Here is a 13,669-nt window from a genome sequence, read left to right on the forward strand (position 1 = left end):
TATGAGCCGGGACACCCCGATCCGCCCCCGGGTTCGCCACCACCGCCCCGGACAGGAACAATCAGGGTCCACGGGGCCGTACCCTCATGGCCCTACGGGGAGGTGGCAGGCAAGTGGAGCAGCTGACGCAGCACGACCCGAGACGGATCGGGCCCTTCGAGGTGCTGGGCCGGCTCGGTGCGGGCGGCATGGGTCTCGTCTATCTCGCGCGCTCGGCGTCCGGGCGGCGCGTGGCGATCAAGACCGTGCGGACGGAGCTCGCCGAGGACCAGCTGTTCCGCGTCCGCTTCACCCGTGAGGTCGAGGCCGCCCGGGCGGTCTCCGGCTTCTACACGGCGGCCGTCGTCGACGCCGACCCGCGCGCCGCCGTGCCGTGGCTCGCCACCGCGTACGTACCGGCGCCCTCCCTCGAAGAGATAGTGAACGAGTGCGGGCCGCTCCCGGCCCAGGCGGTGCGCTGGCTCGCGGCCGGCGTCGCCGAGGCCCTCCAGTCCATCCACGGCGCCGGCCTCGTCCACCGCGACCTCAAGCCCTCCAATGTCCTCGTCGTCGAGGACGGCCCCCGGGTGATCGACTTCGGCATCGCGTCCGGCGTCTCCAACACGCGCCTGACCATGACCAACGTCGCCGTCGGCACCCCGGCCTACATGTCCCCCGAGCAGGCCCGCGACTCGCGCAGCGTCACCGGCGCGAGCGATGTCTTCTCGCTGGGCTCCATGCTGGTCTTCGCCGCCACCGGGCATGCCCCCTTCCACGGCGCCAACCCGGTCGAGACCGTCTTCATGCTGCTGCGCGAGGGCCCCGACCTGGAGGGCCTGCCGGACGAGCTGCGCCCGCTGATCGACTCCTGCATGCAGATGGACGTCGCCAAGCGCCCCACCCCGGCCGACCTCCAGGCCCAGCTGGCCCCGCATCTCTTCGGCGCCGGCAGCGACGACAGCGGTACGGCGGCGGCCTGGCTGCCGCACAGCGCCACCGCCATGATCGAGACCCGCCGCGGCGGGCGCCCCAGCCCCCCGCAGCCCCCGCCGATGCCGCCGCGCCCGCCCCGGCAGCCCGCCGACTGGGGCGGCGACCCCCGCGCCGACCGGCCGTCCGACCGGCCCGCCGACCCGTACGGCGACCGGCCCGGCGGCGGCCGGCACGCAGGCCCCGCCGCCGCTCCCGGCCCCGCCGCCGCCCCGGTGCCCGACGCCGGTCCCGTACAGCTGCCCGGCGCGGCCGTGCCGATCGGGCCCGGTCCGCGGGTCGCCGACACCCGCGCCGCCGTCGGCGTCGGCCTCGGCGCCGCCGCGGGCACCGCCACCGGGTGGATCCGCCCGCCCGGCGGTGTCGCGGGCGGCGGTGTCGCGGGCGGCGCCGAGCCCGGACCGCCGCCCGGCTCCCGCCCGCTGCCCGGCCCCGCCCAGGCGCCCGACGCCCAGGCCCCGCAGCCGCAGCAGGCCCCCGAGGTGCCCGGCCACTGGCGGCCCTGGCGCTTCCGCATGTCCAACGACGTGTGGGGCACCCCCGTCGTCGACGGCGACCTGCTCTACGTCACCTCCTTCGAGGTGCACGCCCTGGATACGGCGAGCGGCCGGCGCCAGTTCAAGACCCGCGACGTGGCCTGGTCCATGGCGGTCGCCGGGGGCCGGATCCACGCCTCCGACGGACCCACCCTGTACGCGCTCGACGCCCTCGACGGCGGTGAGCGCTGGCGGCTGCACACCGACGCCTGGGTGTACTCCCTCCAGGTGGACCGGGGCACCGTCGTCACCGGCACCCGGGGCGGCGGCGTCCAGGGCTGGGAGGCCTCCAACGGCGCCAAGCTGTGGGAGATCACCGGCGCCCAGACCGACTTCGAGACGCCCGAGGGCGGGCCCGCCATACACGGCGACACCGTGTACGTGTGGCGCGACGCCCGGCTCCAGGCGCTGGACGCCCGGACCGGCGTCGAGCGCTGGTCGTACCCGATCGGCGACGCCGCCTCCTGCGCGCAGGTGCCGGTGCGGGTGGCCCCGGCCGAGGACGGCTGCGTGTACGTCGCGGCCGGCACCCGGGTGCTCTGCGTCGACATCGCGAGCGGGCACGTCCGCTGGCACTTCGAGGCGCCCGCCGTCTTCCTCGCGCCGCCCGCCTTCGCGCCGGGACCGGCCGTCACCGGCGGCGGGGTCTACCTCGCCGACCACCTCGGCACGGTGTACGCGCTCGACGCGACCACCGGCAAGGACCGCTGGCGGATCGCCACCGAGCCCCGCCAGTCCATCGAGCCGGTCCTCGTCGCGGCGGGCAACGTGCACGTGGGCAGCGGCAGCGCGCTCTACACGCTCGACGCGGTCACCGGCACCCCGAAGTGGCGTTTCGCGGCGGGCGGCGAGCTGATCGGCGCCCCTGTCGTCGCGGACGGCCGGGTGCACTTCGGCTCGGCCGACCACGTCCTGTACACGCTGGACGCCACGGGCGGCCAGCTGCGCTGGAAGCTGGCGACCGGCGGCGAGATCACCGGCTCGCCGGTGGCCAGGAACGGCGTCGTGTACGCGTGCAGCAAGGACCGCTGCGTGTACGCGCTGGACGCGGTGAAGGGGACGGCGACCAACCGGGGCGCGTGAGCTAGGCCCGGTGCTCGGGGGCCGGGGGCGGGGGCGGCGGCGGCTCGTCGGGCGGCCCGTACGCGTACGGGCGCTCATAGGTCTGGGTCGCCCCGTCGGGGGCCGGAGGGGCCGGCGCCGCCGCCTGGTCCACCCGGGTGCGGTGGCCTCCCCAGCGGCCCGAGCGGCCCGACATCACGACCGCGCCGATGAGCAGCAGCACCCCGCCGCCCAGGGCGTTGGCGACGCCGTCACCGAGGCCCCGCCCGTCGGGCCCGATGGACAGGCTGCCCTGCGCCTGCCCGACCCGCACCATCCACAGGACGGTGAAGCCGAGCACGACGAGACCCGCGAGGCCGACGAGCAGCCGGGAGCGCAGCACGACGCCGAGGACGGTGAGGAGCGCGGCGAAGGCGAAGGGCAGCAGGATCGAGGAGACGATCGCGGACTTGGCGTCGGTGATGCCCGTGAAGAGCTCGTCGATCGCGTAGTCGCGCCCGTGACGGCCGTCGTACCAGGCACGGAAGGGGCTCCAGACGGCGGCCGTCGCTCCGGCGAGGGCCAGGACCGAGCCGACGATGTTGCGGATCATCGATCGGCCTCCTCGGGTCCGGCTCTCGCTGTCGACGCTACGCCGGGTGCGGGGGCCCCGCCAGGTGACACGGGCCCGGCGCTAGGGTGACGCGGACACGACGAAACGTAACGGGGGAGCGGGACATGGTGCGCACACGTGTGAGGCTGGCGGCGACACTCGCGGTGGTGGTGCTCGCGCTGACCGGGTTCCAGACCGGCCACGGCGGTGGCGGGAAGTCGGGCAGGAGCGGGAGCAAGGGCGACGGGGGCGGCTGCTCCAGCTCCAAGAAGAAGAACGACGACTACGGCTACGGCAACGGCGGCTCGAACAACTCCACGTACACGCCCTCCCCGACCGCGAGCCCCTCCTCCGACATCGAGGTCGAGGTCGTCGACTGCGTGGACCCCGCGCAGAAGAAGCGCAAGGGCAAGCCCGCCCGCAAGGCCGACACGACGGCCACGGTGCGGGTCACCGCGCGCGACGGCGAGGCCGGGCGGTACCGCGTCGTCCTGGAGTTCGAGCGGGCCGACGGCTCCCCGGTCGACCTGGGCGAGGTCACGGTCGACCTGAAGGACGGGGGCTCCCGGCTCTACGACATCGCGATGAAGAGTCCCGGGAGCGTCGGCCAGGTGAAGCGCTGCGCGGTGTACGAGGTGACCCCGGAGTCCGCCGCCACCCCCACCCCTACCGGGTCCGGTAGCCCGTCGTCCTCCTGGTGAAGAGCCCGGCCTGCCGCTCCGGCGGCAGGTTCCCGAGCGTCACCAGGTGCGGGGCGTGGGCGAGGGCCTGGGCGCGGGCGGCCTCGTTGGCCGACCACAGGGCCCGCACCGTGCCCTGCACGGCCTCGGTCGGATGGCCCGCGATGACGGCGGCGGCCTCCCGCGCGGCGGCGAGCGCCCCGCCGGGCGCGGTCAGCTCGGAGACCAGACCGGTCTCGTACGCCCGCCGCGCGGAGACCCGTTCGGCGGTGCCCATCAGGGCCATCCGGGCGACTTCCCCGTACGGCATCCGCTGCGCCATGTGGATGGTCTCGAAGGCGGAGACCATCCCGTAGGTGGTGTGCGGGTCGAAGAAGGTCGCGTCCTCGCCCGCCACCAGGAACTCGGCCTCGCCCAGCAGGTAGAAGGCCCCGCCGCAGGCCATCCCCTCCACGGCCGCGATCACCGGCTTCCACAGGTCGTTCGCCTTGGGCCCGATCGTGAGGAGCGGGTCGTCGATCGTGTACGGGGAGGAGGGCTGCGGGATGTTCCCTACGGCCTCCCGGTCGATCCCGGTGCAGAAGGCCCGCTGCCCGGCGCCGGTGACGACGACCGCGCGGATCTCGTCCTCGTACCGGAAGCCGCGCCAGACGGCGGCGAGTTCGCGGGCCATGCCGAGGGTGACGGCGTTGTGCTTCTCGGGCCGGTCGAGGGTGACGACGGCGACCCCGGTCTCCTTGTCCCGCTCCACCCGTACGCTCATCCGCGCTCCAGCAGCCAGCGCGGCACGGTGACGCCCTCGACCTCGGTGAACGCCACCTTCACGGCGGCCCCGATCCGCAGCCGCGCCGGGTCCACCGAGTTCAGCGGGGCGTCGGGGGCGGCCACGACGTTGCCGACGAGGCGGATGCGGGGGGCTTCGGCGAGTTCGACGAGGACCGCGTTGTACGGGGCCATCTCGGCGTAGTCGGGGAGCAGCGGCGGGTGGGGGAGGACGTAGGACCAGATCCGGCCGCGCCCGGACATCAGGCGCCATTCGCTGTCGAAGGACTGGCAGTGCGGGCAGCAGGGGCGGGGCGGGAAGCGGAGTTCGCCGCAGTCGGGGGCGGCGCAGGCCTGGACGCGGAGTTCGCCTCGGGCGGCGTACTCCCAGAAGGGGGCGCCGTCCTCGTCGGTGACGGGGGTGAGCAGGGCCATGGGTCTCAGCTCCTCAGCAGGATCGCGGACGTGGGGACGCCTTCGCCTGCGGTGACCAGGCAGGTGGCGGCGTCGGGTACCTGGGCGGTGGAGACGCCGCGGAGCTGCTTGACGCCCTCGTTGATGAGGTTGAAGCCGTGGACGTAGGCCTCGGAGAGTCCGCCGCCGCCGGTGTTGATCGGCAGCCGGCCGCCGATCTCCAGGGCGCCCCCCTCGGTGAAGGCGGCGCCCTCGCCGCGCCCGCAGAAGCCGTAGCCCTCCAGGGAGAGCGGGATGAGCGGGGTGAAGGCGTCGTAGATCTGGGCGACGTCGATGTCCTCGGGGCCGAAGTCGGCCTGCTTCCACAGGTGCCGGGCGGCGGTCCAGGCGGGTCCGGAGAGCGGGTCGTCGTTCCAGTAGTTGACCATGCCGTGGTGCTGGGCGGGCAGGCCCTGGGCGACGGAGTGCACGTAGACGGGCTTCTGGCGGCAGTCGCGGGCCCGCTCGGCGGAGACGATCACGCAGGCCAGCGCCCCGTCGGTCTCCAGGCAGTTGTCGAAGAGGCAGAGGGGTTCGCTGATCCAGCGGGAGGTCATGTACATCTCGCGGGTCAGCGGGCGCTCGTACATCATCGCGGCGGGGTTCTGGTTGGCCCGGTTGCGGCAGGCGAGGGCCACGTTGAAGAGGTGGTCGCGGGTGGCGCCGTACTCGTGCATGTAGCGGCGGGCGAGCATCCCGATCTCGTCGGCGGGGCGGAGCAGCCCGAAGGGGCGGGTCCACTGGCCGGGGGTGGGCAGCTGGACGGCGGTGTTCTTCCAGGGGCGCGGGCCGCTGCCGCGCTTGCGGGAGCGCCAGGCGACGCCGACGGTGGCCTGTCCGGAGGCGATGGCGGCGGCGAGGTGTCCGACGGTGGCGCAGGAGCCGCCGCCGCCGTAGCCGACCTTGGAGAAGAAGGTGACGTCACCGGCGCCGATGGCCTTGGCGACCTCGACCTCGTCGGTCTCCTCCATGGTGTACGAGGCGAAGGCGTCGACCTCGGAGGGGGCGATGCCCGCGTCGTCGAGGGCGGCGAGGATCGCCCGGCAGGCGAGGGTCCGTTCGGATTCCGGGAGCTGTTTGGCGAAGGGGGTCTGGCCTATCCCGACGATGGCTGTTGCGTCCTTGAGCACGTGGTCCTCCCGGCCCGGCAGCACTGCTGACAGCGCGTCAGGCTACAGCTAATCTGACGGATAGTCAGCTACGGGAGGGGTGGGCGATGACGAGGGAGTACGACTCCATACCGGAGTTGGTGCGCCGGGCGGCCGAGCGCTACGGGGAGCGCGAGGCGGTCGTCGACGGCCGCGCGCGGATCAGCTACGCCGAACTCGGCGAGCGCGTCGAACGGGCGGCGGCCGCCTGTCTGGCCACCGGGGTACGGGCCGGGGACCGGGTCGGGATCTGGGCGCCCAACACCCTGGACTGGATCGTCGCCGCCCTCGGCGCGGTCACCGCGGGCGCCGTCCTCGTCCCGCTCAACACCCGCTTCAAGGGCGCCGAGGCCGCCGACGTCCTCGCCCGCTCCCGGGCCCGGCTGCTCTTCGTCACCGGCACCTTCCTGGGCACCTCGTACGTGGCCTCGCTGCGCCGCTCGGGCGTGGAACTGCCGGATCTGGAGCGGGTGGTGGTCTTCGGCGACACGGCCCCCGACGACCCCGGCTACACGACCTGGAAGTCCTTTCTCGCGGAGGGGAACGAGGTCCCGGCGTCCGAGGTCCGGTCCCGGGCCGCCACGATCTCCCCCTCCGACCCCTCCGACATCATCTACACCTCCGGCACCACCGGCCGCCCCAAGGGCGCCGTCATCACCCACGGGCAGACCCTGCGCTGCTACGCCCTGTGGAGCGAGCTCGCGGGCCTGCGCGAGGGCGACCGCTACCTCATCGTGAACCCGTTCTTCCACACCTTCGGCTACAAGGCCGGCGTCATCGCCTGCCTCCTGCACGGCGCGGTGATGGTGCCGCAGCCCGTCTTCAACGTGGACACCGTCCTCGCCAACATCGCCGCCGAGCGGATCACCGTCCTGCCCGGCCCGCCCACCCTCCACCAGTCCCTGCTCGACCACCCGGCCCGGGGCGCGTCCGACCTGTCCTCCCTGCGCCTGGTCGTCACGGGCGCGGCGGTGGTCCCGCTCCAGCTGGTGGAGCGGCTGCGGAGCGAGCTGGGGGTCGGCACGGTCCTCACGGCGTACGGCCTCTCCGAGGCGAGCGGCATCGTCTCGATGTGCCGCCGGGGCGATCCGGCCGAGGTCGTCGCGCGCACCTCGGGCCGCGCGGTCCCCGGTACGGAGATCCGGATCTCGGAGACCGGCGAGGTGCTGGTCCGGGGCTTCCACGTGATGTCCGGTTACTTCGAGGACCCCGGGGCCACGGCGGCGGCGATCGACCCGGACGGCTGGCTGCACACCGGCGACGTGGGCGTCCTGGACGCGTCGGGGAACCTCCGGATCACCGACCGGATCAAGGACATGTTCATCGTCGGCGGCTTCAACGCCTATCCGGCGGAGATCGAGCAGCTCCTCGGCCTCCACCCCGACATCGCCGACGTCGCCGTCGTCGGCGTCCCGGACCCGCGCCTCGGCGAGGTCGGCAAGGCCTTCGCGGTCCGCCGTCCGGGCTCGACGCTCACGGCGGACGACCTGATCGCCTGGTCCCGCCGGGAGATGGCCAACTACAAGGTGCCGCGCGAGGTCGAGTTCGTGCCGGAGCTGCCGAGGAACGCGAGCGGCAAGGTGCTGAAGGGCGAGCTGCGCGCCCGCTGAGCGTCGGCGCCCCGCACACGCCAAAGGGCCTGGACCGGTGTGAACCGGGCCAGGCCCTCCCCCCTGCGCGCGCGTGGCGTGCCTCGTCCTGGCCGGCCCGGCGGTCCCCACCGCCTGCCGTCCCGAACGTGATCGATCATCGCCGACCTCGAACGCGAGTACGAGCTGAGCCGGCGTACTCCGTCAAGTCCGGCGCCCCCCCGGCATGCCCCCCGGCACGCCCCCCCGGCACCCCCGCTGACGTGCGGCTTACGTGCGACGGAGGGGCCGGGACCGAAGACCCGGCCCCTCCGTCCTGAGATCGTCCGCGCCCCACCGCACCGGGCCGTGCCCCTCGGATCCCCCCGACCCGGGGGCGTCCCCCGAACCGGTGCGGTCTTGCTCTGCGGACGACCACGGCCCCGGCGACTCCCCCGATGGCGTCGCCGGAACCGTCCCCGTGGCGTGCGGTCCTAGAGAGCCGGCTTGGCCGGCTCGGAGGTGGCGTGGAGGTTGTCCGTGGTGGCGTCGCCGCCCGCACCCGCACCCGTGATCTTCGCCGTGATGGCGTCGATGGCCGGCTCCGAGGTGGCGTGCAGGTTCTTCGAGACGATGCCGTCGGCCGTGCCGCCCGTGGCGTGCAGGTTGTCCGGCTTGGCGATCGGGTCGGTCGGGTCGATGTCGGCCATGGTGGGTCCCCTCCTGGATGGATGGTGGTGCTGGTGGGTGGGTGGAGCCCGCCCGGCCGTTCCCCCGTGTCGGACGGTCGGACGGGCTCCTCAGGGCCGCTCACCCTAATGCGTCGGGAAAACGACCTCACCGGCGACCCGTGTGCCCCCCGACGCGACGGATCGACTGGTAATGAGCATGCCTGGTGGCGATAAACGAATGATGAACGCCCACGCGGGGGGCGGTCGGCGCCTCAGGCGGCGGGCAGCGGCGCGAGTAGGGCCCGCACCTCCGCCGCCTCGGGGGCCGACAACTCCTCGTAGATGTCGAGTGCTTCGCGCCAGCAGACCTGCGCGCGGCCGGACTGCCCGATGCCGTGCAGCGCCCTGCCGAGCACCGTCAGCACATTGCCGCGCCGCCACTCGCCGCCGATGCCCCGGAGCACCGTCAGCGCCTTCTCCGAGCCGGTCGCGGCGGCCGCGTACCGGCGGGCGGCGATGTCGACCTCCGCGATACGGAAGAGCGTCATGCCCTCCCAGAGCCGCTGGCGGCTGTCCACGAACACGTCGAGCGCCTCGCACAGCGTCGCGGCGGCGTCCGGCAGCCGGCCGCTCTCGGTGAGCGCGAGCCCCAGCGCGTAGCGCCCGTTCGCCCCCTTGAGGGCGTGGCCCATCCCGTCGTACATGTCCGTGCCCTGCTGGGCCATGCGGACGGCGTCCTCCTGGCGCCCGGTCGCGAGGTGGATCCGGGACAGGTTGCAGAGGGCCGCGGCCTCCCCGGCCCGGTCCTCGGCGAGCCGGAACTCCTCGATGGCCAGCGTGAGGTGGCGCTCGCCCTCCTCGTAGCGGGCCTGGTAGAGCGCGATGGCGCCCCGGGCGTTGGACGCCCAGCAGATCGGCAGCGGGTCGCCGACGGAGCGCGCCATCGCGACGACCTCCTCGGCCTCCCGGTCGGCCTGGTCGAAGCGGCCCTGGTAGTGGTGGACGTAGGCCAACGTGTTGGTGGCACGCGCCTCGGCCTTGACGTCGCCGAGCCGCCGCGCCGCCTCCCGCAGGGTGGCCGCCACCGTCTCGTACTCCTTGGAGTTCGCCCCCGACTCCGCCAGGTCGAGCGCCGCCCACAGCGCGTCCACCGCCCGGCGCAGCGTGGCCGGGCTGGTCGCCGACTGGCGTACGCAGGCCAGCAGGCAGTTCGCCTCGGCGTAGAGCCAGTCCTGGGCGGTGTGCCGGTCGGTGAAGGCGAGGCCCTCGTAGGCGGTGGGCTCCAGGTGGTCGACGAGGCGGTCGCCGGGGCGCTCGATGGCGTACATCCGCGAGACCGTCGACAGGTAGAAGTCGAGGAGACGCGAGAGGGCCAGGTCCCGCTCCACCGGCGGGTGTTCGTCCCGCTCGGCGCAGGCGCGCGCGTAGAGGCGTACGAGGTCGTGGTAGCGGTAGCGGCCCGGCGCGGCGGACTCCACGAGGGAGGTGTCGACGAGGGCCTCCAGGAGGTCCTCGGTCTCCCACTCCGGCAGGTCGAGCACGGCGGCGGCCGCGGCCAGCGAGATGTCCGGCCCGTCGGCGAGGCCGAGCAGCCGGAAGGCGCGCGCCTGGGCGGGCTCCAACTGGCCGTAGCCGAGCTCGAAGGTCGCCTTCACGGCGAGGTCGCCCGCCTGGAGCTCGTCGAGCCTGCGCCGCTCGTCGGCCAGCTTCGCGGCGAGCACGGAGACCGTCCAGGTGCGCCGGGCGGCGAGCCGGGAGGCGGCGATGCGGATGGCCAGCGGCAGGAAGCCGCAGGCGGCGACGACGTCGAGGGCGGCCTCGCGCTCGGACTGCACGCGCTCGGTGCCCACGATCCGGGTGAAGAGCTGGAGCGCCTCCTCGGGCGACATCACGTCCAGGTCGACGAGGTGCGCCCCGGCCAGGTCCACCATGCGGATGCGGCTGGTGACGAGCGCGGCGCAGCCCGCCGTGCCGGGCAGCAGGGGCCGGATCTGCGCGGCGTCCCTGGCGTTGTCGAGCAGCACCAGGACGCGGCGGCCGTCGAGCGTGGAGCGGTAGAGCGCGGCCCGCTCGTCGAGCGAGCCCGGGATGGCCGAGTCGGGGGTGCCGAGCGCCCGCAGGAAGGCGCCGAGGACGGTCTCCGGGGCCGCCGCGCGCGAACCGGCGCCCTGGAGGTCCACGTACAACTGCCCGTCGGGGAAGTGCGGGCGGGCCTCGTGGGCCACGTGCACGGCGAGGGTGGTCTTGCCGACGCCGCCGATCCCGGCGAGCGCCGAGACGGCCATGACGTGCCCCTCGGCGGTCGCGAGCCGGCTGCCCAGCTCCCGTACGAAGGAGGCGCGGCCGGTGAAGTCGGGGACGGTGGCGGGCAACTGCGCGGGGCGGGCGACGGGCGCGGCGGCCGGCGGCTGCTCGTCGACGGGCCGGGCGAGTTCGGCGTCGGCCTGGAGGATGCGCTGCTGGAGCCGGGAGAGCTCGGGGTTGGGGTCCACGCCGAGCTCGTCGGCGAGCAGGCGGCGGGTGTCGGCGTAGACCGCGAGGGCCTCGGCCTGCCGGCCGGAGCGGTAGAGCGCGAGCATGAGCAGTTCCCGCAGGCGCTCGCGCAGCGGGTGCGCGGCGGTCAGCGCGGTCAGCTCGGAGACGGCCTCGGCGTGGGCGCCGACCTCCAGGTCCAGGTCGAGCCGGGTCTCCAGGAGCTGGAGCCGCCACTCCTCCAGGCGGGTGCGCTGGGTCTCGGCGTACGGGCCGGGCACGGAGGCGAGGGTCCCGCCCTCCCACAGGCCGAGGGCCTCGTCGATCCGGTCGCGGGCGGCGCAGCGCTGTCCGGCGGCGCGCAGCTTGTCGGCCTGGGCGGCGAGCTCGTGGGCCTCGGTCAGGTCGAGCGTGAGGCCGGGCGCGGAGGTGCGCAGGGCGTAGCCGCCGGACTCGCTGACCAGGACCCCGGGGTCGAGGATCTTGCGCAGCCGGGAGGCGTACGTACGGACGGCGGCGAGCGCCTGCGAGGGCGGCTCCTCGCCCCAGATGGCGTCGATCAGCTCGCCCGCGGTGGCGGTCCGCCCGTCGCGCAGCAGCAGCGCGGCGAGCAGCGCCCGCTGCTGCGGCGACCCGGTGGGCAGCACCTGCTCCCCGCGCGAGGCGCGCACGGGCCCGAGGACACCGAAGCGGAGGGAGGGCGCGGTGGCGCCGGTTCCGTTTTCGGGCGCGCCGGAGCGCGGTTCCTCGGCCGGCCCGGTGCCGGTTCCGTCGGAACCCGTCGCCGGAGTCCGTTGTTCCGGAACCCGCGGCCCGTTCTCACGGTCCATTAGCTCCCCCTGCCCGTACCGCTGGTTTCGCCCAAGACAGTCTGCCTTGTCCGGAGGGCGCGCGTCAGCATCGGGTCGGCCGATCCGGCACCGGTTGACGGCGCAGTAGCTGACGAACCGTCAGATCAACGCTACCGTGAACGGCATGGAGAGCTTCCCCAAGATCATCTCGGTGGACGACCACACCGTGGAGCCCCCGCACGTCTGGCAGGACCGGCTCCCGTCCCGCTACCGCGACACCGGCCCCCGGATCGTCCGCGCCCCGTTGAAGGAAATGACCTTTCTGGGCGGAAAGTTCGCCCCCGTGATGGGCGCCAAAGGGGACGAAGGCCCCATAGGCGACTGGTGGGTCTACGAGGACCTGCACCGCCCGCTGACCCGGCTCGACACCGCCGTCGGCTACGACCGCGACGAGATCAGGCTGGAGGTCATCACCTACGAGCAGATGCGGCCCGGCTCCTACTCCGTGCCCGAGCGGCTCGCGGACATGGATGTCAACCACGTCCAGTCGGCGCTCTGCTTCCCGACCTTCCCCCGGTTCTGTGGCCAGACCTTCACAGAAGCTGCCGATCGTGAACTCGGTCTCCTCGGTGTGCGTGCCTACAACGACTGGATGGTCGAGGAGTGGTGCGGCCCCGAGGCGCACGGCCGGCTGATCCCGCTGACCCTGATCCCGCTCTGGGACCCGGAGCTCGCCGCCGCCGAGGTCCGCCGCAACGCGGCCCGGGGCGTGCGCGCGGTCGCCTTCTCCGAGATCCCGCCGCACCTCGGGCTGCCCTCGGTCCACACCGACCACTGGGACCCGTTCCTGCGCGCCTGCGACGAGACCGGCACGGTCATCGCGATGCACATCGGCTCCTCCAGCCGGATGCCGTCCACGTCCGCCGACGCCCCGCCCGCCGTCGGCTCCACCATCACCTTCGCCAACTGCTGCTTCTCGATGGTCGACTGGCTGATGAGCGGCAAGTTCGAACGCTTCCCCAACCTCCGGATCATGTACGCCGAGGGGCAGATCGGGTGGATCCCGTACATCCTGGAGCGCGCGAACGTGGTCTGGGAGGAGAACCGCGGCTGGGGCGGAGTCGCCGACAAGGTGCTGCGCCCGCCGTCGGAGCTCTTCGCCGAGCATGTCTTCGGCTGCTTCTTCGACGACGCCTTCGGGCTGCGCAACCTCGACGCCATCGGGGTGGGCAACGTCCTCTACGAGACCGACTACCCCCACTCGGACTCCACCTGGCCCAAGTCCCGCGAGGTCGGCGAGGCCCAGATGGGCCACCTGGCGCCGGACGTGGTCGAGCGGATCGTCCGGGGCAACGCGATCGACCTGCTGGGTCTTGACGCGGACGGCCTCTGGCGCCCGTAGGCCCGGGGTCCGACGGCCCGGAAAAGGGCCCGCCCGGCCCGCCGAGGGAGGCGGACCGGGCGGGGGCTGGGGGCGCCTCGGCTCAGTAGGAGCCGGTCCGCACGTACTTGATGCCGCCGGCGACGTCGACGAAGCCCTCCGCGTACGAGGAGACTCCGGCGTCGTTGACCATGCGGGTGTAGCAGGAGCTGCCGCCCACGGGGACGGAGCAGGAGTAGCTGCGCCCGTCGGAGTTGCGGACGACCTTCGCCTGGGCGCAGGCGTGGCCCGCGGAGGCGTTGCCGCAGTTGGACTGCGTGCCGTCCAGGGTGATCCGGGCCCAGGCGGTGCGGCAGCCGGAGTTGTAGCGCAGCTCGATCGTGCCGACGTGGGTACCGAAGTACGGGTCGTTGATCGACGCGGACTGGACGGTGCTGGTGGTGCCGCCGCAGCTCGTGGAGGCCGGGTCGTAACCGTCGTAGGTGGCGGCCTGGGCGGAGCCGCCGGTGAGGACGAGACCGCCCGCGGCGAGGAGCAGCGCGGTGCCGGTCTGGGCGGTGCGGCGGATCAGGGTACGCATGTCG

The 13,669-nt window shown here is 73.9% G+C and carries 11 protein-coding genes; 4 read left to right on the top strand and 7 right to left on the bottom strand.

What is annotated here, in order from left to right; genetic code table 11:
* Nucleotides 1–86 precede the first annotated feature (86 nt).
* The gene (afsK, locus tag ABTZ54_RS24935) at nt 87–2,588 is read left to right on the top strand and encodes a protein serine/threonine kinase AfsK (protein WP_502997307.1); all 2,502 of its coding nucleotides are present in this window, start codon (nt 87–89) and stop codon (nt 2,586–2,588) included.
* A 1-nt stretch (nt 2,589) separates the two neighbouring features.
* On the opposite strand, the gene ABTZ54_RS24940 is transcribed toward afsK, so the two are convergent.
* On the bottom strand, nt 2,590–3,159 hold the full coding sequence (locus ABTZ54_RS24940; RefSeq protein ID WP_351667044.1) for a hypothetical protein: 570 nt from the start codon (nt 3,157–3,159) through the stop codon (nt 2,590–2,592).
* Nucleotides 3,160–3,284: 125 nt separating this feature from the next.
* Between ABTZ54_RS24940 and ABTZ54_RS24945 the strand changes: the two genes are divergently transcribed.
* The gene (locus tag ABTZ54_RS24945) at nt 3,285–3,860 is read left to right on the top strand and encodes a hypothetical protein (protein WP_351667046.1); all 576 of its coding nucleotides are present in this window, start codon (nt 3,285–3,287) and stop codon (nt 3,858–3,860) included.
* On the opposite strand, the gene ABTZ54_RS24950 is transcribed toward ABTZ54_RS24945, so the two are convergent.
* From ABTZ54_RS24950 to ABTZ54_RS24960, 3 genes are read right to left on the bottom strand one after another with little or no spacing between them, the layout of a single operon-like run.
* Nucleotides 3,826–4,602 carry an enoyl-CoA hydratase/isomerase family protein gene (locus ABTZ54_RS24950; protein WP_351667048.1) on the bottom strand — a complete coding sequence of 259 codons (777 nt, stop codon included), beginning with the start codon at nt 4,600–4,602 and terminating at the stop codon, nt 3,826–3,828. The two genes, ABTZ54_RS24945 and ABTZ54_RS24950, sit on opposite strands and share 35 nt — an antisense overlap.
* The gene (locus ABTZ54_RS24955; RefSeq protein WP_351667050.1) at nt 4,599–5,036 is read right to left on the bottom strand and encodes a Zn-ribbon domain-containing OB-fold protein; all 438 of its coding nucleotides are present in this window, start codon (nt 5,034–5,036) and stop codon (nt 4,599–4,601) included. Before ABTZ54_RS24955 ends, ABTZ54_RS24950 begins: the two co-directional genes overlap by 4 nt.
* Nucleotides 5,037–5,041: 5 nt before the next feature.
* Nucleotides 5,042–6,184 (bottom strand): lipid-transfer protein, encoded by a 1,143-nt coding sequence (locus tag ABTZ54_RS24960; protein ID WP_351667052.1) that lies wholly within the window; start codon nt 6,182–6,184, stop codon nt 5,042–5,044.
* A gap of 86 nt (nt 6,185–6,270) precedes the next feature.
* Here ABTZ54_RS24960 and ABTZ54_RS24965 point away from each other — a divergent pair, with 86 nt between their 5' ends.
* Complete coding sequence (locus ABTZ54_RS24965; RefSeq protein ID WP_351667054.1) at nt 6,271–7,812, top strand: FadD3 family acyl-CoA ligase; 1,542 nt, start codon at nt 6,271–6,273, stop codon at nt 7,810–7,812.
* A gap of 452 nt (nt 7,813–8,264) precedes the next feature.
* Here the strand turns inward: ABTZ54_RS24965 and ABTZ54_RS24970 are convergent, their stop codons facing one another.
* Nucleotides 8,265–8,480 carry a hypothetical protein gene (locus tag ABTZ54_RS24970; protein ID WP_351667056.1) on the bottom strand — a complete coding sequence of 72 codons (216 nt, stop codon included), beginning with the start codon at nt 8,478–8,480 and terminating at the stop codon, nt 8,265–8,267.
* A 233-nt stretch (nt 8,481–8,713) separates the two neighbouring features.
* The gene (gene afsR, locus ABTZ54_RS24975) at nt 8,714–11,743 is read right to left on the bottom strand and encodes an SARP-family global regulator AfsR (protein WP_351667058.1); all 3,030 of its coding nucleotides are present in this window, start codon (nt 11,741–11,743) and stop codon (nt 8,714–8,716) included.
* A gap of 145 nt (nt 11,744–11,888) precedes the next feature.
* Between afsR and ABTZ54_RS24980 the strand changes: the two genes are divergently transcribed.
* A complete protein-coding gene (locus ABTZ54_RS24980) occupies nt 11,889–13,106 on the top strand; it encodes an amidohydrolase family protein (RefSeq protein ID WP_351667060.1) in 1,218 nt (405 codons plus the stop codon).
* A gap of 82 nt (nt 13,107–13,188) precedes the next feature.
* Here ABTZ54_RS24980 and ABTZ54_RS24985 read toward each other — a convergent pair whose 3' ends face one another.
* A complete protein-coding gene (locus ABTZ54_RS24985) occupies nt 13,189–13,665 on the bottom strand; it encodes a DUF2690 domain-containing protein (RefSeq protein WP_351667062.1) in 477 nt (158 codons plus the stop codon).
* Between the last annotated feature and the right edge of the window lie 4 nt (nt 13,666–13,669).

The organism is Streptomyces sp. NPDC094032 (assembly GCF_040303965.1).
Classification (GTDB): Bacteria; Actinomycetota; Actinomycetes; order Streptomycetales; family Streptomycetaceae; genus Streptomyces.

Excerpts from the sequence above, each read along its gene's own strand:
- afsK (WP_502997307.1), top strand. The coding sequence starts at position 87 with ATGGCCCTACGGGGAGGTGGCAGGCAAGTGGAGCAGCTGACGCAGCAC.
- ABTZ54_RS24940 (WP_351667044.1), bottom strand. The coding sequence starts at position 3,159 with ATGATCCGCAACATCGTCGGCTCGGTCCTGGCCCTCGCCGGAGCGACG.
- ABTZ54_RS24945 (WP_351667046.1), top strand. The coding sequence starts at position 3,285 with ATGGTGCGCACACGTGTGAGGCTGGCGGCGACACTCGCGGTGGTGGTG.
- ABTZ54_RS24950 (WP_351667048.1), bottom strand. The coding sequence starts at position 4,602 with ATGAGCGTACGGGTGGAGCGGGACAAGGAGACCGGGGTCGCCGTCGTC.
- ABTZ54_RS24955 (WP_351667050.1), bottom strand. The coding sequence starts at position 5,036 with ATGGCCCTGCTCACCCCCGTCACCGACGAGGACGGCGCCCCCTTCTGG.
- ABTZ54_RS24965 (WP_351667054.1), top strand. The coding sequence starts at position 6,271 with ATGACGAGGGAGTACGACTCCATACCGGAGTTGGTGCGCCGGGCGGCC.
- ABTZ54_RS24970 (WP_351667056.1), bottom strand. The coding sequence starts at position 8,480 with ATGGCCGACATCGACCCGACCGACCCGATCGCCAAGCCGGACAACCTG.
- afsR (WP_351667058.1), bottom strand. The coding sequence starts at position 11,743 with ATGGACCGTGAGAACGGGCCGCGGGTTCCGGAACAACGGACTCCGGCG.
- ABTZ54_RS24980 (WP_351667060.1), top strand. The coding sequence starts at position 11,889 with ATGGAGAGCTTCCCCAAGATCATCTCGGTGGACGACCACACCGTGGAG.
- ABTZ54_RS24985 (WP_351667062.1), bottom strand. The coding sequence starts at position 13,665 with ATGCGTACCCTGATCCGCCGCACCGCCCAGACCGGCACCGCGCTGCTC.